Source organism: Paraburkholderia podalyriae (assembly GCF_014397785.1).
Classification (GTDB): Bacteria; Pseudomonadota; Gammaproteobacteria; order Burkholderiales; family Burkholderiaceae; genus Paraburkholderia; species Paraburkholderia podalyriae.
On record NZ_VZQQ01000009.1, the window covers coordinates 1 to 23,927 of the forward strand.

Below are 23,927 nucleotides of genomic sequence, written 5' to 3' on the forward strand. Positions count from 1 at the left end.
TGGATCCTCCGGTTGCCTTGGGAAACTTCCTATTTTCCACGTGGGTACATCGATGCCGTTGGCCAGTGAGGATCCACCTTGATTTGCTCACTCGGTCACGGGGTGGGACGCGTTCATTTCATTCCTCAAGTCCTTCGCGTTTCTGCCGATATTCCATCAAGGAGACAATACCCCCCGGTTACCGCGCGCAGGTAAAAGATGCTGATGCACCGCCATGCCGCCGTCGAGTATCCATGTTCCGTACTCACGCGCGCGCTGATTTGAATCGATGCAATATATTTCGAGCTTACGCATCGCCGGTGCCATTGACCGCTGGAGGCGGCGACATGGCGTGGACCGGCAACTGATCATCACCGTCGTACTGGTGCTGACGGGCCTCGTCATCTTCGCTCTCGGCATGGGTTACACGCTGATATGGCACGAGCGGTCCGACGCGCAGCGCATTCACGCTCTGCGCGCCCGCGATGACATCGAGACACTGCAAGCGGTGCACATCCAGGCGAACGCCGACTTCCTGTTGGGGCTCGACAGTGCACGGGTGGCATCTTTCGCGTGGCCGGTGCCGCGCGTAGTTTTGGCCGCTACCTGCTTCGACCGCCTCGAACAAAGTTACGCAAGCGATCCGGGAAGCGAACGGGCGGTACGGCATCTGCGCGGTGAGACGGTTCGCTGGGCGTGGCTTCTGGCCGACATCGCGGTGCGTGCGCGCGTGGCAGATGGCCGCGCCTCGGTCGATAGCCCCGAGCTGCTCGAAGCGAACCGTATGCTGGCGAACATCGTCGCCCAATTGGTGACCCTCCGCGACGCGCAGACCGCTTCCCTAAGGGCTGCATCCGACAGCGCGACGCGCCACCTGGTGATAGAGCGGACCGTGCTTGCAATCACGGCGCTGGTCGCATGTTTTCTGTTGTGCTATGCACTGCTTGCTCACCATCGTGCCCGTCTCGCACGGCAGCGAACACGTCATTGCTTCAGAAAGCGAGCGGCGGTTCCGTCAGTACTTTGATCATCATCCACTTCCGATGTTGATTTTTGACGTCGACACATTATCGATTCTCGCGGCGAACCGCGCCGCCGCATCGCAATACGGACGTACGCGCCGTGAGCTATGTTCGATCGACATGGCCTCTCTGTACACGCCCGCCGACTTGCCGTCATTTCTGGACGATCTGCACGCCCTGCTGGCCACCGCCACCACGAGCGGCTCGGCCGGTGTGTGCCGGCATCGACACCGCGACGGCACGCCCGTCTACGTTGAACTGTCGTACCACTTCCTCAGCTATGCCCGCTGTCGGGCGTGCTTCATCACGGCCGTCGACGTAACCGGGAGAAAGAAGGCCGAGCTCGCGTTATTGCTGCGAAGCCGTGCACTCGACGCAATCGGGAACGGCGTGCTCATCACGCGACCCGATCCGAACGGCGACGTGGTCGAATACGCGAACCCGGCATTCGAAAAGATAACCGGCTATGCGCGCCGGCACATCGCAGGTCCTCACTTCGCATGGCCGGAAACATCGGAATTGTGGGAACAGATCAGCACGGCTATTGCCCACAAACGCGATGCAACCACGCTGACGAAAAGCCGGCGCGCGAACGGCACAGAGTTCTGGTATCAGCTGTACGTTGCGCCGGTAAGCGACGAGTCGGAAAAGCTTACGCATCACATCAGCGTGGTTAGCGACCTCACGGAGCTCATTGAGTCACGCGATCTTCTGGTCAGGCAGGCGCGCCGCGATGCGCTGACGGATTTGCCGAACCGCGTGACGCTGCGTGAGCTGATCGACACGGCGATTATCGAGAGTCGTGAATTTGCGCTGCTCTTCATCGATCTTGATCATTTCAAGGATATCAACGACAGCCTGGGCCACGGCGCAGGCGATCGCCTGTTGCAGGAAGTTGCGCGGCGGCTATCGGCGTCAGTCGGATCGGATGGCGTGGTGACCCGCTATGGCGGCGACGAGTTCGTGATGATGTTCAAGGGTTCAACCGACGATGTAGAACTTTCCGCGCTGTTGGCGCGCGTGACGCAAACGCTGGAAGAGCCCGTGCAAATCGACGACATGCAACTCCGAGTCCAGATGAGCATTGGCGTCAGCTGCTATCCGCAAGACGGCACGGACTGCGAAACCTTGCTGAAACACGCCGACCTTGCGATGTATCGGGTGAAGGCAGCCGGGCGCAACGGCGTCGAACGATTTGCCCCTGCGCTCGCGAATGCAGCGGCTCAGCGCATCGCGCTATCGCACAAGCTACGCAACGCCGTCGAGCAGAACAGCTTTGAGCTGGCGTACCAGCCGCAGGTGAACATACGCAGCTGCCGTCTGACTGGAGTCGAGGCGCTGATCCGTTGGCACGACGCGGACTTCGGGACAGTCAGCCCAACGACGTTTATACCCTTGGCCGAAGACATTGGTTTGATTGCATCAATTGGAGAATGGGTGCTGCAAACGGCCTGTGCGCAGGCAAAGCGCTGGGAGGGAGTGCTGCCGGGGCTGCGCATGTCGGTCAACGTGTCGCCCAGCCAGCTTGCTTCGAGCGATTTCGGCACCGTCGTGCGTCGCGCTCTTGCCGCATCGCAATTGGCCGCGGACCGGCTGGAACTGGAGATTACCGAAGGCGGGTTGGTTGCACCGGGCGCCCTGCCCACCCTGCGCGCTCTGCACGACCTGGGTGTGTCCATCGCGATCGACGACTTCGGCGCCGGTTACTCGAGCCTGTCTTACCTGCGCACCTTCCACGCGGACCGTTTGAAGATCGATATGTCGTTCATCCAGGGCATTGGCAGCAGTCTTGCGGATGAGACCATTATCGGCGCGATCATCGCACTTGCACGCAACCTGCGCTTCGAAGTCGTCGCGGAAGGCGTCGAGCGAGCAGAGCAATTGGCTTTTCTTGCCGAGGCCGGCTGCGAGGTCGTTCAGGGATATTACTTCGCCGCGGCGCAGCCAGCGGCGAACATTCCGGCCTTCGCGGCAAGCCTCGCGACGGAAATACAAAATACCGCGTCGTGAGAACGTCTCACGCGGGATGCTCTGCCTCAGCGCACGCGTGCCGCGATGAAGCTCCCTTTGAATGATTCTGTTCGAATGACGACTCGTGCTCACTCAGCGGAATGTCAGTTTGGCGCGTCGCTTACGTCGCTTACCAGGCGAAATACCTGCACGGCATCTTCCAGCGTGCTCGCCTGTTCTTGCATGCTGGCTGCCGCGGCCGCCAGCTGCTCTACCAGCGCAACGTTTTGCTGGGTCATTTCATCCATCTGCCCGATCGCGCGATTGACTTCGCCGATGCCGGTACTCTGCTCGTTGCTCGCGTGAGTCATCTCACCCATCAGGGAAACCACACTATCGACGGCCGTGACGATTTCGGTCATGTCCCGACCGGCCTGGTCGACCAGTTCGCCGCCTGCATTGACGTTGCCGACCGAATCAGTGATCAGCGCCTTGATTTCCTTGGCGGCCATGGCGCTGCGCTGGGCCAGGCTGCGCACCTCGGCGGCGACTACCGCAAAGCCGCGTCCCTGGTCGCCGGCGCGTGCGGCCTCGACGGCCGCGTTCAAAGCCAGAATATTGGTCTGAAAGGCAATTGCATCGATCATGCTAATGATGTCGACGATCTTGTGTGAACTGCCGCGGATCAACGACATGGTCGTGACCACATGGCCCACCACGTTGCCGCCTTTGACCGCGAGCTCGGAAGCCGAGGCGATGTGTTGGTTGGCGTGCGTAGCGCGCTCAGCATTGGCGCGGACCATCGCGGTCAATTGCTCCATCGTCGAAGCGGTTTCCTCGAGCGAGCCAGCCTGCGCCTCGGTGCGCGACGAAAGCTCCGCGTTGCCGGCAGCAATTTCGCGTGCGCCCAGCGCGATCATGTCGGAGGCACGTCGCACGTTACCGACTACCGAGGCGAGACCGACACTGATGCCGTTCATTGCCTGCATCAACTGGCCCAACTCGTCGCGCCGGCTGACGTGCACCTGGGCGGTCAAGTCGCCGGCCGCCAGTTTTTCCGCGGCGGCTTTGGCTTCGAGTAGTTGCACTCCGAGACCGCGCCGGGTTGTCACGAAGACCAGCGCGCTGACCAGCAGCGCGCCGAGTAGCCCGAAGCCGATCACCTCGGTTTGCATGAGAGGGGGCAACGCCGCCGTCGGGTTCGGTCGGTCGGCCGGGATCACTGACTGCAGCAGCCGGCCATAGCCCAACACGAGTACGGTATTCGCGGCCAGTGTCAGCAGCGCGAGTCTGGCGCCGATCGACAAGTTCCACACTTCACTGACGTCAAGACCGACGTACATCGCGCCGATGACCTCGCCGGTACTATCCCGGATCGGCTCGTAGCATGTCATGTATTGCTTGCCGAATAGCGTGGCATAACCGGTATAGGGCTGCCCGCGGCGCAGCATCCGATAGCCGGGATGCGAGCGGTCCAGTACGGTGCCCACGGCTCGCTCGCCAGTTTGCGTTTTGACCGAAGTGGCGACGCGCGCAAAGTCTTCGCCTATCGCGACGAACAGTGTGCCCGTCGCGCGGGTGTTGACGGTGAAGAGGTCCACTTCGCGATAGTTGAGGTTCAGTAGCGTGTTGCCGTTCAGCAGCCTGGGGGTCATGACACCGAGGATGTCGACACCGCTTGATTGGTCGCGTGTAAATGGAGCTGGGAAATACCCGGCGAGCGTTCGGGCGTGACGGCGCACCTGGGCCTTGAGTGGCATCAGAGAGTGCATGAATTGGACCCCTGTCGACTGTGTCAGCGACCCAAATGGATCGGACGTCTTTATTCTGATTTCATTAGACAGAATATTGCATTAGATGGCAATAGAGGGTCGTCGCTAAATTCAACTCACTGAAAGAGCCGCCTTACTCGCTCAGTGGGTCTTGCCATCTGCCGCATTCGCCAGTTTTCGAGGATGCGAACGACTGCCAAATCATTTGGGGGAGACGGTCAAGAGCGGCGCCCGCCGCTCTCTGTAGCGTCCTGTTTAACGCGCATCCGACAGCGTCTGATTGAGCGTCTGCCCAGCGATGATCACGTTCTGCAACGTAATGTCGTGCACGTTGTAGAGGTAGATCGGGCCCGGCGTGCTGGCACTCGCGGGACCTGCCGCCGCAGGCGTCCCGAAGTCACAGTTGGAAATCGTCACTCCCGTGATGGCCGGTACGGTCGGCGCAGGCGCCGGACCGTTGTAGTCGAACGCAACTGGACCTTGTGCGACGATGGCCTGAAAACAGGAGCCGGTCGCACTACCCAATGTCACGTTCGAAGCATTGACGTTCGTGATGTTGACATTGTCCACCAGCGCGGGGCGTGTGCGGATGGCATCGGCAGCCGGCTGGTAATCGCAATCGAAGGTGATCAGGCCGCCTTGAGACGCGGACGGGTTGGCGGCCGTTGCGGTCGCAACGCCGATGGGCACGGTGCTGTTGATCGGACTGCCTGTCAGCATCTTGCTGCCGTAGCCTCCGCCCGTGAGGCTCACGCCGTGCGGGAGCGTGACGCCATTCACGTAGAAGTTCTTGACGTAACCCCCGCGGTTCATATTCGTCTTGATACGGATAGCGATGTTCAGCGAATTCGTTGCCCAGAACTGATTGAGCATGGTCAGATTGCGTGCGTAGATGTTCTGCACGCCGCCACCCATCTCGCTGCCGAGCGTAATGCCGCCGTGACCGCTGTTCATCATGCAGTTCTGGATCACATGGTTCTGCGCGGGTCCGTATTCCGTGTCGAGATCCTTGCCCGACTTGATCGCGATGCAGTCGTCGCCCGTGTTGAACGTTACGCTGTCGCACAGCACGGTGTTGCAGGCGTCGGGATCGAAGCCGTCGTTGTTCGGTCCGATGCTGTCGGCTGTAACGCCCCGGATCACGACGTTCGTGCAGTCGGTGGGATGATGCTGCCAGAACGGCGTATTGTTGGTTCGGTAGCTTTCCATCAGCACGTTCGTGCAACCGATGAACTCAACCATACACGGCCGCAGATAGTGGCCGAGACCGAAGATCCGCTGCGCGACCGGCACGCCCGCTTCCGAGAGCGCCGGCAGGTAGTTCTGGTCTTGCTGCCACGGCGTGGCCGGATTGGTCAATAGCGCGTAAAGGGCGGCCGAAAGGTTGGGGGCGACCACCATCAAATCGACGTTGTTCGGGTTCAAATAGGCTTGAGACGGCGTGGACGACCCCGCGCAGCCGTACGCGCCACTGGTGCCCTTGTAGGTCCACCAGCAGGTGCTCGTGTTTCCGCTTCCGGCGAACGGTGTCATTGCCTGACCGTTCAGTACCGATGTCGGGCCTTCGCCGGTCAGCGCGATATTGCTCGCATTTCGCGCGTACACGGGCGAGCCGAAGTTCAGGCAGTCGTTTGCCTGCCAGCGGCTGTAGAAAAGCTTGCCGTTAGCGCCGCAGTTGACGGGGCCGTCCTTCGCATAATCGGTGGGGTTCGGGCTGAAATAGATCGTGCAGTTCGCACTCAGATGGAAGTTGACGTTGCTCTGCAGCACGATGGGGCCCGCGCAATACCATGTGCCCGCCGGCATCACGACCCGGCCGCCACCGGCTGCATTGCATGCCGCGATTGCCGCGAGGAAAGCGGGACGTGAATCGAACGATCCCGATGCGTTGGTCGCGCCGGCGCCTGTACTCACCGGCGATGAACTGCCCGTAAAGGGGCTGGCCTGGGCGATGACCGCGCACGGTTGCGCACCGTACTGTTCGACCTGGAAATCGACGGCCGGGAACGCGCTCTGTGTGATTTTCTGCAGCGCATTGATGATGTTCGTCGCTGAGCCGTTGGGGCCCCAGATGGGGTCGGCCGCAGCCGTTGACGGCGTGCTTCCGGCCCCGGGCGTAGAACCGGTGCTTGCACTTGCCGCGGGAGCGGAAACTCCACTGCCCCCGCCGCAGGCCTGCAGCAGCGCGCTGCCCGCTAGTGCGCTTCCCAGCCCGATGAATCCGCGGCGCGAAATGCGCAAGGAGTCGCCCGTTGCGGGTGCATTTTTATCAAGATCGCACGAAAGCTTGGACATCGAGTCCCCTCCAGACAAATTGTTGTATGTGCGCGCGAATCGGCAGCGCGCTGGTTGTATGACAAGTCTAGAAGAGTAAAGACAAGGACTCGGACCGTACACATGGTGGATACCCTTACGAGATGTTTCCTCCGTGCCTCGAATAAACGAATCAGAGTGGCAGTCAGTCTTTCGCAAGTCCCTCGGCGCGCGCGCGCCTATCGCCGAGCCGCCGTCTTTGCGACGGCGTCGAGAGCATGGAGTCGATGAACGTGTGCGCGCGATTTTCTCCATACTTGAACGCTTCGTGCTCAGTGAGAAAATCGAACTGCTCTGGCAGATTCGCAAGTTCGCGTGTTGGAAAGCCGGGCATCGTCACGGTCCACGAAACCCGGAAGCGGCGATATTTGCCGGCGAGTCCGTGCGATCTGGACAGCGACACGTGGACTTCGACATCGCAGCCGCGATATGGCGCATAGTACTGAGTCGACATGACCTTTCTCCCGCAAACCAACGCGCCGCCGGTTCTTAACCGATGTCGATTCAGCAATGCACATTCCCGCGGGCGACGAACATCGCCAGCTAAGGCACGGCCCGCAGCAGCGGGTGCCGCCATAACACTTCGGGCCTCGTTCTTGCTGATCGAGCAACCGTCGGAGTCCCTTGCGTGCAGCGATTGCAAGGCCAACGCACGTTGGTGGTTGCAGGCCGGAACTGCCCCCGGTATCACCATACCGGGAACCCGACTGTGAGGTCAGCCGACGGGTTCGTCCATCCCACGAAGCGCCGCCTCCTAACGACACACCATTGATTCAGGTGGGGGCGTCATGACACGGAAGTCCGCAAAAAAAGGTGTGCCTTGCCCCGACGAAAGGCAGCCGCTTCTCAGCGCACGTCGCAAACAAAAAATGGCTCGCTCGGCGCATGCCTATGTCCGTGGCAGTGCTTCGCGCTTCTATGACTGGCTCGACAGCCAGCCCCGTGGCCGATTGCCCGAAGGACCGGCCGTGTGGATCGGCGGCGACTGTCACCTCGGCAACCTGGGTCCGGTCGCCGACGCGACCGGCAACGTGGCAATCCAGATCCGCGACCTTGACCAAAGTGTGATCGGCAATCCCCTGCACGACCTGCTGCGGCTTGGACTGTCACTCGCCACGGCCGCACGCAGTTCGGACCTGCCCGGCGTTGTCACCAGCAGCATGATCGATGCGCTTGCCGATGGCTATGAACAGGCGTTCGACGACAGCCGCAGCGACGCGACAAAAAAAGCGCAACGCCCCGACGTCGCGAAAATCGCCATGGACCAGGCGCTGCACCGGTCGTGGCGTCGCATGGACCCGGCAGACTATCGACAACACTCGGCCAGCAATACCGCTCGGAAAGCGATTCTGGCCGCTATCCGACGAGGAACGTGCGGCGATTCACGCCCTCTTCGAGAGCGAGTCTGCGCACCGCATTCATGCGGCGCTGACCGGCAAAACGAGCGCTGCCCCGAAGATCGAAGTACTCGATGCCGCGTACTGGGTGAAAGGCTGCAGTTCGCTGGGACGGCGCCGCTATGCCGTACTGCTGAACGTCGATGACACATGTCCGTCCGACGGCCCACCGTACGTCGTCGACATCAAGGAAGCGGCCACGGCCGCGGCGCCTCGACGGGACGGCGCAAGCATTCCGCGCGATAACGCGAAGCGCGTCGTGGAGGGCGCGCGGCATCTCACCCCAATGCTCGGCGACCGGATGATTGCCGCCCGGCTGGATGGTTGCACCGTCGTTGTTCGTGAACTGATGCGGCAGGATCTGAAGCTGGACTCGGAGCGACTCTCCGAAGACGATGCCGTGAAGGCCGCGCATTTCCTCGCGCTGGTCGTGGGTCGGGCGCATGCGGGGCAGATGGACGCCGGCACGCGCGAGGCATGGCTTGCCGAGCTGAGAAAGTGTCGAACGAAATCACGCACCGCCCCAACCTGGCTATGGGACAGTATCGTGGAACTGATGGCGGTGCATGAAGTCGACTACTTCGGTCACTGCAGACGGTTCGCGCACGACCGGCCTTCACGATAAGCCGCCGGCTACGCCGCACCGGTCTCCTTCCTGAATCCGTTGCTATTCGCCGCGTCGAGTCATGATCCGCTTGAGCCAGCTGCCGTGTCCAAATTCGGTCTGTTGAAGGAACACAGCGATCACGATGATCAGGCCTTTGAGCACGAGTTGGGTATTGCTGTCGATATCGTTGAGCAACAGGATATTGCCAAGGAAGCCGAAGATCAGCACGCCCGCCACCGTGCCCGAGACGCGGCCAATGCCGCCCGCAAGGCTCGTTCCGCCTATGACAACGGCGGCAATCGCGTCCAGTTCCCAGCCCATGCCGGCGTCGGCCTTGCCCTGCCGGTATTGCGCGGCATACAGCACGCCAACCAGCGCCGAGAGCAGACCCGAAATGGCGTACGCCATCATCTTGTGACGCTGTACGCCGAGCCCCGAGACAACGGCGCATTTCTCGTTGCCGCCGATCGCGTACAGGTATTTTCCGAACACGGTCCGGTTCATCACAAAGCTGAAAATCAGCGCGATCACAAGAAAGAAAAGCGCAGGCACGGGAACGAGATTGAACAGCAACGCACGCAGATTCTCGATGTCGCCCGTCGCGTTCGTGCCGCTGTAAATGGAATAGACAGCGGTATCCTGCCCCGCGATCAGCCGCGCAACGCCCAGTACGCCGACCATTGCCGCGAGCGTGACGATAAACGGCTGCATGCGCCCGCGCGTGATGATCCATCCGTTGATGCTCCCCACCGTAAAGCCTGCGAGCGGCACGATCCAGAGCACCGCAAGCAACGGCATGCGGTGCGCCGCGTGCAGCGCGATATAAAGGCACGCAAGCGCCGCGCACACGAGCGCAACAGCCCCGTTCACCGTGCGCGCTCCACGGTAGCGCAATAGCGTCCGCCATGCGCCCAGCACGACGCAGACAATCGAGAACACGGCAATCGCGACGAGCACCAGCGACGCGTATGTTGCCCTGCTCCATCCTTGCGTCGTGAGCAGCATGGCCGTGAGCACGCTGCCCAAACCCATGATCGCGCCAACCGAAAGATCGATGCCCGCGGTGATGATCACCAGCGTCATGCCAATCGACATCACGCCGACGTTGGCGACCTCACGAAATACGTCGGAAATATTTGCACTCGAAAGAAATATGTTGCTGCCGTCGTTCGCGTGCGGCGATGTGAACGCCCCGACCACGAGCAGCACGATGAGCCCGAGGTAATACTTAAGATGTGTCATCAGCACGCTCAGTTGACGCCTGCGCGTGGTTGCATCCGGCTCGGCGACACGGTCCTGCACATGCTGCATGGTCAGCCTCCAATCGGGGCGGCGGTCTATGGGTTCAAGGCGAGGCGAGACGGATCAGCACTTCGCCGGAAAAGTCACTGCGTCGGAGGATATCCTTCGCTCGCCCCTCGCATAGGACGAGAATGCGGTCGCACAGCAGCGTCAATTCATCGATCTCGGAGCTGGCAATCAGCACGGTTACCCCCGCGCGCGCCGCGCCGAGAATCTGACGGTAAATTTCCGCTTTGGCGGCGACGTCCACGCCGCGCGTCGGTTCGTCGAGCAGCAGGATGCGCGGGTTCGTCATCAGCCATTTGCCGATGATGAGTTTTTGCTGATTCCCGCCTGACAGGCTGTTGGCGGACTGTGTCAGGCTGCGATGCTTGACCCGCGATGCGCGAGCCTGCTCCGCAACCCAGCCGTGCAGCCGGCGACGCCAGTAGAACGGAAAACCGGGTACACGCGGCAACGAAGGCAGCACGAAATTCGCTTCCAGCGACTGATCGAGCACGAGTCCGTCCTTTTTACGGTCTTCGGTAACGAAAGCGAGCCCGGCGGCGGCCGCTTCATCGGGAGACCGGAACGATCGATGCTGTCCCGCAACGACAATGCTGCCCTCCCGCGTATACGCCGAAATCCCGTAGATCGCTTCGAGCACTTCGGTCTTGCCTGCGCCAAGCAGGCCCGAGAGTCCGAACACCTCGCCTTCGAGAACCGAGAACGAAACATCGCGCACCAACGCCCGCGCTGCCCCCCGGAGCGTGAGGTTGCGCACGTCGACGCTGGTGTCGCGCATGTGTGGCGCCTCCTCTGCGCCGCGCTCTGGGGGCACGAAGTCCTTCCCGATCATCATCGAAACCAGAGCCGTCGACGATTCGATCTGCGCAAGCGGCAACGTCAAGATGCGCCGGCCGTCGCGCAGCACGGTGACGCGATCGGCCACGGCAAAGACTTCGCTCAGCCGATGACTGATCAGCACGATGCCCATGCCGCGTTCGCGCAGCCGCCTCGTGAGCGTGAGAAGCGCGTGCGTCTCCGCGTCGGACAGCGCCGAAGTCGGCTCGTCCATGATCAGGACTTTCGCATCGGCCACCAGCGACTTCGCGATTTCCACCAACTGCTTTTCGCCAACCCGCAAAGTTCCGACGAGCGTTTCGGGGTCCGCACGGAAACCCAGTTGATCGAGCACGCCGCGCGCGGCCGCACGCATCGCGCGCCGGTCGGGAAAACCGAGGCGCGTACGAAGTTCCTTGCCGAGGAAAATGTTATCGACCGCCGACAGCGTATCGACCAGATTCAGTTCCTGATGGATGATCGCAATCCCGGCATCGATAGCGTCATTTACGTTCGCCAGCCGCGTCGGCACGCCCCGCACCCGGATCGTGCCGCTGTCCGGCCTATAGAGGCCGCCCAGCATCTTCATCAGGCTGGACTTGCCTGCGCCGTTCTCGCCGACCAGAGCGTGAATCTCCCCCGCCGCGACATCGAAGTCGACGCTCGACAACACGGCGCTGCCGTTGAACGAAATCGACAGGCTCGCTGCCTCGATCAGCGGTGCGGGAAGGACGGTATTCATTCAGGAGTGGCTAGCAATATACGCCTTGGCGTTGCCGGCAATAATGCCCTGGGTCGGCAACGTGACCCGCTTCGGAATCTTTTCGCCGTGGAGCAGCTTGAGCGCCTGGCGAATGCCTTCGGCCCCGGGTGTGGGATACATGAACGTGCCTGCCAGAAGCCCTTGTTCGACCCAGGTGGCGCCCTCCTGCGGCAATCCGTCGATGCCGACGAACTTGATACTCTTGTCGCGCCCAGCGTCCTTCGCCGCAAGATAGGCGCCGTACGCCATGGGATCGTTGTGGCCGTAAACCACATTGATATCCGGATTCACGCGCAGCACCGTCTTCATGTACTCGTACGCCTTGTCCTGCTTCCAGTCGCAGTCGACGCGCTCGCCCACGAGCTTCACCCCCGATTCCTTGCCGATTACGCTGAACGCGCCATCGTGACGGTCGTGTGCCGGCTGCGCTCCGAAGCCGCCCCACACCTCGACGAGGTTGCCCTTCGCATGCCCCGGCCCGCCGAGCAACGTGACGATGAAAGTCCCGGCTTCACGGCCGATTTGCACGTTGTCGCCGCCGATGAACTGCGTATAGGCATCGCCGTTCACCTCACGGTCCAGCACGAACACGGGAATGCCCGACTTGTAGGCCTTTTCCACCACCCCGGTCAATCCCGCCGACTCCTTGGGCGAGATGAAGATCACATTCACCTTCTGGGCAATGAAATTTTCCATGTCGGCGTTCTGCTTGTCGGTGCGGTCGCCTGCATCGGCGATCACCAGATCGATCTCGGGATGCTTCGCGGCCTCGGCTTTCATGTCCTTGTTGAACTGAACGCGCCAAGGCTCGACCGTCGTCACCTGAGAAAAGCCAAAACGGTATTTTTTCTGCTGTCCGAAAGCGGGAACACTCAACAGTGTCCCGAGAAGACCCGCTGCACCGGCAAGCGGCACGGCGACCAGACTCCCGATAAGAACGCGTCGTTGACTGTCCATAGCCTGTCTCCTTTGTTGTCTGAACCGGGCGCCGTGGAACCGGCCTCGGGTGCCACGAAAAAATACGTTATAGCGGCGGTGCCGCGGATACTGGCGTGGCCTCGCGGCACTCGTCATACCGTACGGCGCCCGTGCTGTCGCGAACCCTAAGATCGGCGCGCATGCGCAAATGCACGATCTCGGAGCTCTCGCCCTGCAACTGCCTGTGCAGCAGATTCCAGATCGCGCGGCCGATGGCCTCGACCGGCTGATGAATCGAACTGATGCCGGGACGGAGCACCGACATCCAGGGGGCGTCATCGAACGAAAGCAGCGAGATGTCGTCCGGCAGCCGTAACCCCGCGTCGCGGATCGCCCGTAGCGCGCCAAGCGTCGCCACGTTGGCGCCCGTGAAGAGCGCGGTCGGCCGCTCGCTTGCAGCGAGCACCCCGAGCGTCGTTGCATGACTTTCCGTCTCGCTCATGCCGCATACGACCACACGTGCATGGTTTTCAAGCCCGGCGAGTCGCATGGCCTCGAGGTAGCCCTGCGCACGCTCACGGCTGTTGACCAGGTCGAGCGCATTGACGATGAACGTGATGCGCCGGTGCCCGAGCGCAACCAGATGTCCAGTCCCGTCCATCGCCGCGCGATGGCTGTCGGTTGTAACGGTATTGGCGGGAAAGCTGCTGTCGACACGATCGGCCATCACGAGCGGCACGTCGCATTCGCGCAACTCGCTGATGGCGTGCTCGTAGCCGTGGCACGGAATAATGATCATGCCGGCCACCTGCCGGGAGAGAACGAAGCGGATACGCTCCGCTTCGCGTTCGGGATCTTCCTGCGCGTGCGCCAGGATGAGTCGGTAACCGCATTCCAGCGCGTGGTCTTCGAGCGCGCAGACCAGTTCGATGAAGAACGAATTGGTCAGGTCGGGTACGACGAAGCCAATCGACATGGAGCGACAGCTGCGCAGTTCCGCAGCGATGCTGTTGCGCCGGTAACCGAGTTTGCGAGCCGCTTCCGAGACCTGGCGCCGCCGCGCTTCGCTCACGTTGGCCACGCCCGCAAGCACCTTCGAAGCCGTCCCGACCGAGACGCCCGCCGCATTTGCGACGTCCTTGAGAGTACTGGCACTCTTTTTTCGGTCGTCCATGCCGGCCTGCCCGCCTTGAGCTTGAAACGTTTCATAGCTTAGGAAACGGACTCTCAGGGTTCAAGGAGGATTTCTACCGGGTCTTTCCGGACAACCGAGACAAACCCGCAGCCATTCCCGACGCTTGCCCCACAACTCTCGCCGCGTGCGCGTAAGATTGCCGGGAACGCAAAAAAGAACGCGCAGGAGCCATGACGATGGACGAACCCCGGAATTCGGCGCGACAGAACGTCCCCAAGGTCGCGTTTGCACTGCAAGGCGGCGGTTCGCACGGTGCCTTCACGTGGGGCGTGCTCGACCGTCTGCTGGAAGCGTCGTCACAGGCAACGCCATTCGACATCGCGGCAATCAGCGGCGCGAGCGCGGGCGGCATCAATGCGACGCTGTGCGCGGCGGGTCTCGCAACCGGCGGGGCGACGAAAGCACGCGACATGCTGCGCGCTTTTTGGGAATCGGTGTCGCGCGCCGGTGCGCTGGCGGGCAATGCGCTGTTCGGCTTTTCCGAACCCGGCCCATTCGGCGGCTGGAATATCGACTGGAACCCCGTCCCCATCATGCTGGAGGCCGTGGGACTCGTCGCTTCGCCTTACGGCAATCCGTTTTACCGCGATTCGCTCGGACCGGTGATTCGTTCCGCCCTGCCCGAACACGATCTCGCCGCGCTCAATACAATGGGGGGTGGCCCGCAACTATTCATTTGCGCAACCGATGTACGAACCAACCAGCGCGCAATCTTCACACGCCCCGAGATTTCCGTTGACGTATTGCGCGCTTCCGCCTGCCTGCCGAGCGAATTTCGCACCGTCAGCGTGAACGGCATACCGTACTGGGATGGGGGCTATCTGGGCAACCCGCCTTTGGCGCCGCTGATCGGCCATGCCCAGGACCTGATCCTCGTTCTCGCGAACCCGTTCGTGCGCCGTGACATGCCGCCCAAAGACGCGCGCGGCATTCTCGACCGGCTCAACGAGATCGGTTTCAATGCATCCGTGGTGTTGGAGATCAACGCGATCGAAGCGGTCAATCGTGTACTCGACTCGGTCGGCGAGGAAGCGGCACGCAAAAGCCGCTTCAAGCCAGTGAGGTTTCACCTGATTCGCGATGACGATTTTCTCGCGAAGTTCGGCTTTGTCTCCAAGAGCAGCACGTCATGGGCCTTGCTCAAAACGCTCTTCCAGCGTGGACGCGAAGTGGCGCACGCATGGCTCGAAAATGACTACGCGAAGCTCGGGCATGCGTCTTCGTTTGACGTTAAGGGTTCGTTGCTCGATCCGACGCTCAAGCACAGCGGCAACGCGAGCGCGCAACGAAACTCCTGAGCGCCTCACGGTACATCAGGCCGCCGCCGCGCCCGACAGATCACCACGTCGCGCCAAACGCCTGCTGTACCTTGACCGGGTCGGTCACGCCGTTGGCCACCAGCAATTGCGTCAGCAACCGCGCCTTCTGCGGATTCAGATCGAGCGACGCGACGAATCCGCGCTTGTCGTCATCCACCTCGACGTTGCGGTTCACGAACCCCGACACCAGGCGCGTCGAGCGAACCACCACCATGCCTTTTGCCGCCGCGCGGTCGAGCGCCGCGAGGGCTTCTTTCGACATGTCGCCATCGCCTTCGCCTGCTACCACGATGCCCTTCGCGCCGTCGGCGATTGCATGATCGATCTGACGGCCATCCATGTTGCTGTGAGCGTAGACGATATCGACGCGCGGCAGTTGCCCATTCGCGGGCAGGCTTAGCGCAGCGCGCGTCGATTGCACCGCCGGCGTGACGAAGCGCACGCTTGCCGGATCGACATAACCGATCGCGCCCGAGTTCGGCGACGCGAACGCCTGGACTGCCGTGGTATTGGTCTTCGTGATCCAGCGCGGCGCGTGAATCTGGTCGTTCATGACGACCATCACGCCTCTGCCACGCGACTGCGCGCTCGCCGCCACTTCGACTGCCTCGTACAGATTGTTGGGACCGTCGGCGCTCGTGGAACCGCCCGGCCGCATGGAGCCGACCAGCACCACCGGCTTGTCGGAGCGCAGCACGTTGGCCAGGAAGAACGCCGTTTCTTCGATCGTATCGGTGCCGTGCGTGATCACGATGGCGTCAGCCTCGTTTCGCTCGAACGCCTCGTTGATCCGCCGCGCTAGCTGCAACCAGATCTTGTCGTTCATGTCCTGCGAGCCGACGTTCGAGATCTGCACGGCGCTGATGCTTGCCAGTTTCTCGATGCCCGGGACGCCGCGCACCAGTTCCTGCCCCTTCACGTTGCCCGAGTTGTAGCCGATCGCCGAGCGGGGATCGGCGGTTCCGGAGATCGTGCCGCCGGTGGCCAGCAGGAGAACCCGCGGCGCGGCCGTGGCGGCGCTTGCCTGTTGCGATGGCGCGTCGGCCGCCCGTACGCAAGTACCCGCGGCAAGCGCCGCGATCAGCAGTGCCGCCGAAACGCACAGTCGCATGGCTGTTCGATCAATCGTGTTGATGTTCATCTTTCACCTCATCTATCGTTTAAGAGAGTCGCGTGCCCTTCGCTCAACCCGCCGACGTCATTTGTCTCGGTTGCGTCAGCATGGCGGGCTGAAGGATCTCGTCGAGCTGCGCCTGACTCAACAGCCCTTTGTCGACCACGATCTGCGCGACGCTTTTGCCCGACGCAAGTGCTTCTCTCGCGACTTCAGTCGAGTGCATATAGCCGATGTACGGGTTCAGCGCAGTCACGATGCCGATCGAGTTCTCGACGATCGCGCGCAGCCGCTCGCGATTCGCGGTAATGCCGTCGACGCATTTCGACGCGAGGGTGAGGCACCCCGCACGCAGGTGCGCGACGCTCTTGAACAGGCTGTGCGCGATGATCGGCTCGAACGCGTTGAGCTGGAGTTGCCCGGCTTCGGCGGCGAAGCTCACGGTCACATCGTTGCCGATGACCTCGAACGCGATCTGGTTGACGACCTCCGGAATCACCGGATTCACCTTGCCCGGCATGATGCTCGAGCCCGCCTGCACCGGCGGCAGGTTGATTTCGCCAAGGCCCGCACGGGGACCGCTCGACAGCAGGCGAAGATCGTTGCAGGTTTTCGACAGCTTCACGGCGACGCGCTTCAATACGCCAGACAGCTGCACGAACGAGCCGACATCCTGCGTCGCTTCGATCAGATTGGGCGACGTGGTCAATGCAATACCTGTAATTTCGCTCAGGTGTCTGCATGCAAGCTGCGCGTATTCCGGATGCGTGTTGATGCCGGTGCCGATCGCCGTCGCGCCGAGATTGATCTCGCAGATAAGCTGGGCCGCTTCCTTCAGCCGTTCTTCGTCTTCGCCGAGCATCACCGCGAAAGTACTGAACTCCTGGCCTAGCGTCATCGGTACGGCGTCCTGAAGCTGCGTGCGGCCCATCTTCAGGTCGTTGCCGAATTCCACCGCCTTGCGTTCGAAGGACGCGCGCAACACGCCCATTGCGTCGACGAGTTGCATGATTCCCGCGTACGTGGCGATCTTCAGCGCGGTCGGATAAACGTCGTTGGTGCTCTGGCCGAGATTCACATCCTCGTTCGGATGAAGAACCGCGTATTCGCCGCGCTGTTGCCCGAGATGTTCGAGCGCGAGATTGGCGATGACTTCATTCGCGTTCATGTTGGTCGACGTTCCCGCGCCGCCCTGAATGACATCGACGACGAAATGCTCGTGCGCGGCGCCTGAGCGCACCTGCCCGCATGCATGCACGATGGCCTGCATCTTCACAGCGCTCAAAAGGCCGAGATCGTAATTCGCGAGCGCCGCGGCTTGCTTCACGCTCGCCAGTGCATTGATGAGGTTCGGATACGCGGAGATCGGAATGCCCGTGATAGGAAAGTTCTGCATCGCGCGCAGCGTGTGCACGCCGTAATAGGCGCTCGCGGGCACGGAGAGATCGCCAAGAAGGTCGTGTTCGATACGTTCGGTCGGTGCAAGCATGATTACCTCTCAGGTTCTAAAATCGGCAGGCGAGCGGGGTCATCCGGCACACGTCGTGTGCAGATCCGTCGCGCTGACTGGTTGATGCGGTTGGGTTAGTGAGGCGGCGCGGTTGCGCAGGCGACACACTGCTTCGCGAGCACATCGGTCGGATCGACGACGCTCACGCGTGCGCCGTTCGCGCCGACCACATACGGCTCACGAAGCAGCAGCGGCAGTTCCGTGCAGCCGAGAACGATGACTTCGGCGCCAGCGGCGATGAGCCCGTCGATCGCCGCGGCGATGTCTTGCTGGCACCGCCCCGTCGTGAATCCGGCCTTCACACCTTCGTTGCCGTAGATCGCGTCCATCACGCGCGCCTGCAGCGCGGGTGCCGGGACAACCTGCCTCAAGCCGTGCGATTCGAGCGCCTGCTCGTAGACGCCGCTCGCGATCGTGCCGGACGTCGCGAGCACACCGACCGAGCGCAGCGCGGGAAACGACTCGCGCAGATAACGCACGGTCACCGTCAGCATATTGACGATCGGCACGCCGAGATAAGGCTCGATCCGCTCGACGAAAGCATGCGCCGTATTGCACGGGATCGCGATCAGATCCGCCCCGCCCGTTTCGAGTTTCTTGCAGGTCGCGTAGAGCGAGATGGTCGGATCGGGTCCATCGCCAATCAGATTCTCCGTTCGATCCGGGATCTGCGGGTTCTGCTCGACGAGGAGCTTGATGTGGTCCTGATCGCGCCGCGCGGGCGTCGCGCGCACGATCTTGTGAATGAAATCGACGGTGGCCGCCGGACCCACGCCGCCCACCACGCCGACCTTGAAGATCGTCTCGGGCGTGTGGTACTGACCGGAGACGACGTACTGCGCGTAAGCCAGGTTCGAATCGACGAGCGGCACGCGCAACGCACCGAGTTCATCCGCGACGAGCGCGATCTCGGTGAGCCCCGGCACGATGATGCTGGCGCCCTGCGCGATCAGGTCCTCGCACGCCGCTCGCAGCAACTCGACAGGGCGGCCACGCAGATTGCCGCTCTTCACGCCATCCTCGCCATAGACGGCTTCGGTGACGAAATCGATGCCGTCGCTGGTTCGCGGATGGATCACTTCGAACTCGGGCGCCGCGAAGTACTTCTCGAACAGGCGCTTGCGCCGCGTATGAGCCGACGCGAGCACGCCCACGCGGCGCACCGCAGGAAATCTTCGGCGCACGTGGCTGCGGACCGCATCGACCATGTCGACGATCTGCAGCGGCGAATTGGCTTTCAGTTCGTCGATGAAGGTATGACTCAGAAAGCATGGCAGCACGACCGTCGTCACGCCGCGCTGCTCGAAACTGCTGACCAGATCGAAGATGTACAGCTTGCGCTGCGTCAACGTCTCGCTGTCGGCATCGGCGCTGCGGAACGGCTGCTGCTCGAAGATTGCATCGAAGTGCTCGGCGTCGCGCGTGGCTGGCGTCGATTTGATCAGTTTGAAGAACACGTCCGCGCTCGCGAGCGGGCCAAGCCCGCCCACCACGCCGAACTTGCGCGCGCTCGTGGCAGCCGTTGCGCCGATGCCGCTCATTTCGTCTCGCCTTCGAACTGGCCGAACGAAGCCGTCGCCAGCGCCGCGCGGCGTTCCTGCCGCGCCACGCGCTGGCCCTCCCACTTCGCGATGGCTGCCGTCGCGATGCTGTTGCCGATCACGTTGGTCGCGGTGCGCCCCATGTCGAGAATCTGGTCGATCGCGAGCACCAGCACGACGCCCGATGGCGGCAGATGAAACATCGGCGCGACGGCCGCGACGACGACCACCGATCCGCGCGCGACACCCGCCATACCCTTGCTGCTCACCATTAGCACGAGCAGCATCACGATCTGCGTGCCGATCGGCATGTCGATGCCGAACGCCTGGGCGATGAAGATCGCGGCGAACGCCTGATACATCATCGAGCCGTCGAGATTGAACGCATAGCCGAGCGGCAACGTGAAGCCGACCACTTTCTTGTCGACGCCGAATTCCTCCAGCTTTTCGGTCAGGCGTGGATACGCCGCCTCGCTGCTCGCGGTGGAGAACGCCAGCATCGCGGGTTCGCGGATCGCCTTGAGCAAGGCCCAGATCGGCTTGCCGAGAAACGCGTATCCGGCGAGGATCAGCGCGGTCCACAGCAGCGCGAGCCCCGTATAGAAGCTGGCGACGAGCTTGCCGTACGTCGTCAGTACATCGAGGCCATGCACCGTGATCGCCGATGCCAGCGCGCCGAACACACCCGCGGGCGCGAGACGCATCACGTAATCGGTCAGTTTCAGCATGGTGGGCACGAGCCCTTCGACGCCGGCGATCAGCGGCGCGACGCGCGGGTCCGACTTGATCACGCTGAGCACGATCCCGAACATCACCGAGAAGACGAGGATCTGGAGAATATCGTTGCGCGCCATCGCATCGACGATGCTGGTGGGGAACGCGTGCGTCACGAAGTCCTTGAAGTTGAGGCTGGACGTGTTGAGGCCGGTGGCAACGTCAGCGCTCGTCTGGGTCATGTGCAAACCCGCGCCCGGTTGCAGCAGATTCGCGAGCGCGAGACCGAGCGCGAGCGAGAACAGCGACGCGCACAGGAACCACGCGATCGAGCGCAGACCGATCCGGCGCACGTCGCTGGTGCCTTCCATGCCGGCGAGACCTGACACGAGCGTGGCAAACACGAGCGGCGCAATGATCATCTTCACGAGCCGCAGGAAGATATCGGTGATGATCGAAAAGTAGCCGGCGATCTCTTTCGCCTGCGCGGCATCGGCCGCCGCGCGATGGCAGACGTAACCGACGGCCACGCCGAGCACCATGCCGGCGAGGATGTAGAGGGTAAGCCGATTCTTCATGTGTCTCCGTCCTGAGATTATTTGTGTCTGGACGGAATTCTAGAGACGGCAGAAAAGACGTGAATGCTAGTGTTGCATACGGCTATGCAATTTTCGCATAAGGCGGGATAACCCTGGCGGGCCTAGTCGGCGGCTCCCTTGGAGGCCCGAAGGTGCCGCCACAGCGTATCGAGTAGTTCACTGCGATTCGTCAGGTCGCGGTACACCCGCAACTCCAGCTCCAGTTGCCATTCGGAGCGGCCGGCGGCGACAAGTTGGCCGGTGTCGAGTTCGGCGGCGATCGAGCTCTTCGGCAGCCACGCGACGCCCTCGCCTTCCAACACGAGTTTCTTCACGACCTCGGCCATGTCGGACTCATAGTGAAGATGCAAGGCGGGCGACGCTTTCCTCTGCTCCATCAGCAACGCGAAGCAGCGCCCGAAGTAGCTCGTCTCCGTATAGGCGATGAACGGCATCGGCTGTTCCATCACGCCGGGCAGACGGTACGCGTGCGCAAGCCGCTGATTGGGCCTGCATACCGGCATGAACGTGTCGACGCCCACGGTCACGCATTCATACCTGGCCGGATCGAGATGCAACGGCAGTTGCGGATGGTGATAAGCGAACATCAGCTCGCAGTTGCCGTTGACCAGCATCAGTATCGAATCGTGCACGTTCGCCGGAATCACACGCGCACGCACTTCGCCGACATGCTTCGACAGCGTGCGCAGCCACGCGGGCAGGAAGTTCAGCGCGATCGTGTGGCCCGCTGCGATCTGCAGGCTCGTGCCCGCGATGCGCCGTTCGGTGCGAATGATGGCCCGCGTGTCGAACAGCTTGTCGAGGATGTCTTCGGCCGCGTCACGAAACAGCTGCCCTGCCGGGGTCAACGTCGGCGGAAAACCGCTGCGATCGACGAGATCGGCGCCGACCCATTGTTCGAGCGACTGAATGCGCCTGCTGAAGCCCGACTGCGTGACGTTGCGAAACTCCGCGGCGCGCGAAAAGCTCTGATAGCGGGCGAGTGCGATGAAGTCTTCGATCCACTTGATTTCCATCAGCCATCGGTCTCCGGTCCGGCGACGAACGGGATCGCCGCTGCGCCGGCAATTCTACGCTTGCCCGCGCCTCACGCTGACTATCGGACCGACCTCAAACCGCCATGCACAGGTACTTGATCACGAAGTAGGCGGCCAGTCCGAACTCGATGTCGTTGGCGAGTCTGACCACTTTCGGGCCGCATATCAGGCATCACGCTGGCGAGCTTTCAGTGTCCAGCTTCGACACCAAACCCGTCTTCTCGTCGTAGCGATAGCCTTGTTTCTCGAGCTGGGCGTTGATCGTTTCGACGACCACTTGCTGCTGAATCTCCTTGCGCAGCAATTCATGCTCCGGCTTGAGCTGGCCGAGTTCAGCGGCAAGCCGGCGGCTCAGCGACGCTTCGCCTGCGCCGCGGGCGAGGACCACGATCATTTGTTCATTCGCCTGAGCCAGTTGCTGCTTCAGTGCGTTCGAGTAATCGGCCCATTTCCTGACGGTTTCCCGCGCTTCGGCAATCGCGGCGGAATGGGCTTGCGCGTCGCGCGCAATCTGCGCGTTCAACGCCTCGATCCGCTGCGAGTCGGCACCCACCGGCGACGCAGACTCCATGCCCGCGACGTTCTCGCTCGCCGCGGCGCTTTCGGCCAGTTCGGCCGCGCGCTGCTGCTCCGTGTCGGCACGCTGCTGCGCTTCGGACAAGCTGGCCGACAGCCTCGCGATTTCGGAGGCGCCTGCATTGCGCTCATCGGTCAGGCTGGCGATCTGCGTCTGGATGTTCTGTAATTCGAGGGCGGCGGCATCCCGTTCCGCCTGCGCGCCCGCGACCTCGTCCCGTCGGGCCGCGTGCGCTTCCTGCTCGGCCTGCAGCTCCGCGCGAATCGCTTCCAGCTCGCTCTGAAGACGAGCGACCGCTTCGGAATGCGCCGCCTCCAGCGCCGCGCGCTCCGTTTCGCCGGCCGGCGTTTCATCAACTGATGCAGCCGACTCGCTCGGCACCTCGTCCGCGCCCGCGGCGTCGGTCTGCTCGCGCGAAACCGCTCCACGTTCCGACGCCAGTTCCGCGCGCTCCAGTTCCGCTTCAAGGAGCGAAACGCGCTCAGCAAGTTCCTGTGCGCGCTTCTCCGCGACGTCGGTCCGTTGCACCGCGAGTGCGATGTCCTCTTCGAGCCCGGCCACCGCATCGACCTTCTCGTCGTAGGCGCTCGTGATCTGATCCAGTTGGACCTGCAGCGCATCGAGTTCCTGGACGGTGGTCTGCAGTTCCGCGAGCGCGTCGTCGCGCTCGTTGCTGGCGTCCTCGACACGCTGGCGCATCGAGGCGAGGCGTCGCGCGACTGAGCGTTCAGCTTCGTCCTGCGCTGACGTCCACAGCCGGTCGAGCGCATCGCGCATGGTGTGGGTCACGGTTTCCGGCAACGCAGGACGTTCGACGACCTGTGGCACCCGCGGGGCGCGCATTTCACGCCATTTGCGCAATGCCGCTGCCACCGCGACCACCGAGCCTGTATGGACTTCGGACCAGATGGCTACGGGTGATACCGTCTGGCCCTCGTCAGCCATCCGGTTTGCGATTTCAGCTACGAGTTCGTCCGTAATCGTAATGTTGCTTGACATGCCTGCCTCGACAAAGTGCACGTGGTGACGAATACCGTTTCGTCGTTCGGGAGGCCGCCCCGCGTTGAGACCCGCCTCGCATACCTACGAATTGTCGGTTAGCTGCCCGGCGGTCAATCGTTCGAACAGCCCGGGTTCCGGGGAGGTATTCATCGGATTGCGCCGCGACCTTGCAACGCCCGCTTTGCTGGACCCCATCGCACCCAGGCGGCGTGCCGCTGCACAGGCATCGTCCGACTCCCAATCCCTCCCGCGCCCGCAGAGTGAAATCTTTCCGCAGTTCGTCCATTGCGAGAAGAACGGTTTTATTTCCGCACGACCCTGCTCCCACGCGTCGCCTGTGCCGACAGACAGGCATGACTTGCCGGACGCAGTGAACGGTCGCAACGAAAGACCGCGCGCGGCCGCACATCGAATGTCCTGAACGGTTCACGCGACGCACTCGCGATCCGCAGGGCTCCCCAACTTCTCTGCAAA

The 23,927-nt window shown here is 62.3% G+C and carries 16 protein-coding genes and 1 pseudogene; 4 read left to right on the forward strand and 13 right to left on the reverse strand.

Annotated features, from left to right (window positions below; translation table 11 throughout):
• The first annotated feature begins 331 nt into the window (after positions 1 to 331).
• Together F6X42_RS45575 and F6X42_RS12485 are read left to right on the forward strand one after the other, a co-directional pair.
• Complete coding sequence (locus F6X42_RS45575; protein ID WP_312892647.1) at positions 332 to 1,006, forward strand: hypothetical protein; 675 nt, start codon at positions 332 to 334, stop codon at positions 1,004 to 1,006.
• A 16-nt stretch (positions 1,007 to 1,022) separates the two neighbouring features.
• On the forward strand, positions 1,023 to 3,011 hold the full coding sequence (locus F6X42_RS12485; RefSeq protein ID WP_312892664.1) for a putative bifunctional diguanylate cyclase/phosphodiesterase: 1,989 nt from the start codon (positions 1,023 to 1,025) through the stop codon (positions 3,009 to 3,011).
• Between the two features lie 104 nt (positions 3,012 to 3,115).
• Here the strand turns inward: F6X42_RS12485 and F6X42_RS12490 are convergent, their stop codons facing one another.
• The 3 genes from F6X42_RS12490 to F6X42_RS12500 form a co-directional block, all read right to left on the reverse strand.
• A complete protein-coding gene (locus F6X42_RS12490; protein WP_187634520.1) occupies positions 3,116 to 4,723 on the reverse strand; it encodes a methyl-accepting chemotaxis protein in 1,608 nt (535 codons plus the stop codon).
• Between the two features lie 255 nt (positions 4,724 to 4,978).
• Complete coding sequence (locus F6X42_RS12495; protein ID WP_187634521.1) at positions 4,979 to 7,018, reverse strand: glycoside hydrolase family 28 protein; 2,040 nt, start codon at positions 7,016 to 7,018, stop codon at positions 4,979 to 4,981.
• A 163-nt stretch (positions 7,019 to 7,181) separates the two neighbouring features.
• Positions 7,182 to 7,490, reverse strand: coding sequence for a hypothetical protein (locus F6X42_RS12500; protein WP_187634522.1), 309 nt, complete (start codon positions 7,488 to 7,490; stop codon positions 7,182 to 7,184).
• Between the two features lie 415 nt (positions 7,491 to 7,905).
• On the opposite strand from F6X42_RS12500, the pseudogene F6X42_RS12505 reads away from it, so the two are divergent.
• Positions 7,906 to 9,058, forward strand: a pseudogene (locus F6X42_RS12505) (DUF2252 family protein).
• A gap of 42 nt (positions 9,059 to 9,100) precedes the next feature.
• On the opposite strand, the gene F6X42_RS12510 reads toward F6X42_RS12505, so the two are convergent.
• The 4 genes from F6X42_RS12510 to F6X42_RS12525 all read right to left on the reverse strand — a co-directional run bounded on the left by F6X42_RS12510 (position 9,101) and on the right by F6X42_RS12525 (position 14,019).
• Complete coding sequence (locus tag F6X42_RS12510; protein WP_187634523.1) at positions 9,101 to 10,351, reverse strand: ABC transporter permease; 1,251 nt, start codon at positions 10,349 to 10,351, stop codon at positions 9,101 to 9,103.
• Positions 10,352 to 10,385: 34 nt separating this feature from the next.
• Positions 10,386 to 11,906: a sugar ABC transporter ATP-binding protein gene (locus tag F6X42_RS12515; RefSeq protein ID WP_187634524.1), complete on the reverse strand. Its 1,521-nt coding sequence runs from the start codon at positions 11,904 to 11,906 to the stop codon at positions 10,386 to 10,388.
• Positions 11,907 to 12,842, reverse strand: a complete 936-nt coding sequence (locus F6X42_RS12520) for a substrate-binding domain-containing protein (protein ID WP_312892648.1) — start codon at positions 12,840 to 12,842, stop codon at positions 11,907 to 11,909.
• A 109-nt stretch (positions 12,843 to 12,951) separates the two neighbouring features.
• Complete coding sequence (locus F6X42_RS12525; RefSeq protein ID WP_187634525.1) at positions 12,952 to 14,019, reverse strand: LacI family DNA-binding transcriptional regulator; 1,068 nt, start codon at positions 14,017 to 14,019, stop codon at positions 12,952 to 12,954.
• A 197-nt stretch (positions 14,020 to 14,216) separates the two neighbouring features.
• On the opposite strand from F6X42_RS12525, the gene F6X42_RS12530 reads away from it, so the two are divergent.
• Positions 14,217 to 15,338: a patatin-like phospholipase family protein gene (locus tag F6X42_RS12530; RefSeq protein WP_187634526.1), complete on the forward strand. Its 1,122-nt coding sequence runs from the start codon at positions 14,217 to 14,219 to the stop codon at positions 15,336 to 15,338.
• Positions 15,339 to 15,378: 40 nt separating this feature from the next.
• Here the strand turns inward: F6X42_RS12530 and F6X42_RS12535 are convergent, their stop codons facing one another.
• The 6 genes from F6X42_RS12535 to F6X42_RS12560 all read right to left on the reverse strand — a co-directional run bounded on the left by F6X42_RS12535 (position 15,379) and on the right by F6X42_RS12560 (position 23,450).
• On the reverse strand, positions 15,379 to 16,500 hold the full coding sequence (locus tag F6X42_RS12535) for an asparaginase (RefSeq protein ID WP_187634527.1): 1,122 nt from the start codon (positions 16,498 to 16,500) through the stop codon (positions 15,379 to 15,381).
• 43 nt (positions 16,501 to 16,543) lie between these two features.
• Positions 16,544 to 17,962: an aspartate ammonia-lyase gene (gene aspA / locus F6X42_RS12540; protein ID WP_187634528.1), complete on the reverse strand. Its 1,419-nt coding sequence runs from the start codon at positions 17,960 to 17,962 to the stop codon at positions 16,544 to 16,546.
• A 95-nt stretch (positions 17,963 to 18,057) separates the two neighbouring features.
• Positions 18,058 to 19,524, reverse strand: a complete 1,467-nt coding sequence (gene cuyB / locus F6X42_RS12545) for a cysteate racemase (protein WP_187634529.1) — start codon at positions 19,522 to 19,524, stop codon at positions 18,058 to 18,060.
• Positions 19,521 to 20,816 carry a dicarboxylate/amino acid:cation symporter gene (locus F6X42_RS12550; RefSeq protein ID WP_187634530.1) on the reverse strand — a complete coding sequence of 432 codons (1,296 nt, stop codon included), beginning with the start codon at positions 20,814 to 20,816 and terminating at the stop codon, positions 19,521 to 19,523. Before F6X42_RS12550 ends, cuyB begins: the two co-directional genes overlap by 4 nt.
• A 122-nt stretch (positions 20,817 to 20,938) precedes the next feature.
• A complete protein-coding gene (locus F6X42_RS12555; protein ID WP_187634531.1) occupies positions 20,939 to 21,853 on the reverse strand; it encodes a LysR substrate-binding domain-containing protein in 915 nt (304 codons plus the stop codon).
• Between the two features lie 193 nt (positions 21,854 to 22,046).
• Complete coding sequence (locus F6X42_RS12560) at positions 22,047 to 23,450, reverse strand: DNA-binding protein (RefSeq protein WP_187634532.1); 1,404 nt, start codon at positions 23,448 to 23,450, stop codon at positions 22,047 to 22,049.
• Between the last annotated feature and the right edge of the window lie 477 nt (positions 23,451 to 23,927).

Coding starts and splice junctions, on each gene's coding strand:
- F6X42_RS12485 (WP_312892664.1), top strand. CDS start 1,023: ATGTTGATTTTTGACGTCGACACATTATCGATTCTCGCGGCGAACCGC.
- F6X42_RS12490 (WP_187634520.1), bottom strand. CDS start 4,723: ATGCACTCTCTGATGCCACTCAAGGCCCAGGTGCGCCGTCACGCCCGA.
- F6X42_RS12495 (WP_187634521.1), bottom strand. CDS start 7,018: ATGTCCAAGCTTTCGTGCGATCTTGATAAAAATGCACCCGCAACGGGC.
- F6X42_RS12500 (WP_187634522.1), bottom strand. CDS start 7,490: ATGTCGACTCAGTACTATGCGCCATATCGCGGCTGCGATGTCGAAGTC.
- F6X42_RS12510 (WP_187634523.1), bottom strand. CDS start 10,351: ATGCAGCATGTGCAGGACCGTGTCGCCGAGCCGGATGCAACCACGCGC.
- F6X42_RS12515 (WP_187634524.1), bottom strand. CDS start 11,906: ATGAATACCGTCCTTCCCGCACCGCTGATCGAGGCAGCGAGCCTGTCG.
- F6X42_RS12525 (WP_187634525.1), bottom strand. CDS start 14,019: ATGGACGACCGAAAAAAGAGTGCCAGTACTCTCAAGGACGTCGCAAAT.
- F6X42_RS12530 (WP_187634526.1), top strand. CDS start 14,217: ATGGACGAACCCCGGAATTCGGCGCGACAGAACGTCCCCAAGGTCGCG.
- F6X42_RS12535 (WP_187634527.1), bottom strand. CDS start 16,500: ATGAACATCAACACGATTGATCGAACAGCCATGCGACTGTGCGTTTCG.
- aspA (WP_187634528.1), bottom strand. CDS start 17,962: ATGCTTGCACCGACCGAACGTATCGAACACGACCTTCTTGGCGATCTC.
- cuyB (WP_187634529.1), bottom strand. CDS start 19,524: ATGAGCGGCATCGGCGCAACGGCTGCCACGAGCGCGCGCAAGTTCGGC.
- F6X42_RS12550 (WP_187634530.1), bottom strand. CDS start 20,816: ATGAAGAATCGGCTTACCCTCTACATCCTCGCCGGCATGGTGCTCGGC.
- F6X42_RS12555 (WP_187634531.1), bottom strand. CDS start 21,853: ATGGAAATCAAGTGGATCGAAGACTTCATCGCACTCGCCCGCTATCAG.
- F6X42_RS12560 (WP_187634532.1), bottom strand. CDS start 23,450: ATGTCAAGCAACATTACGATTACGGACGAACTCGTAGCTGAAATCGCA.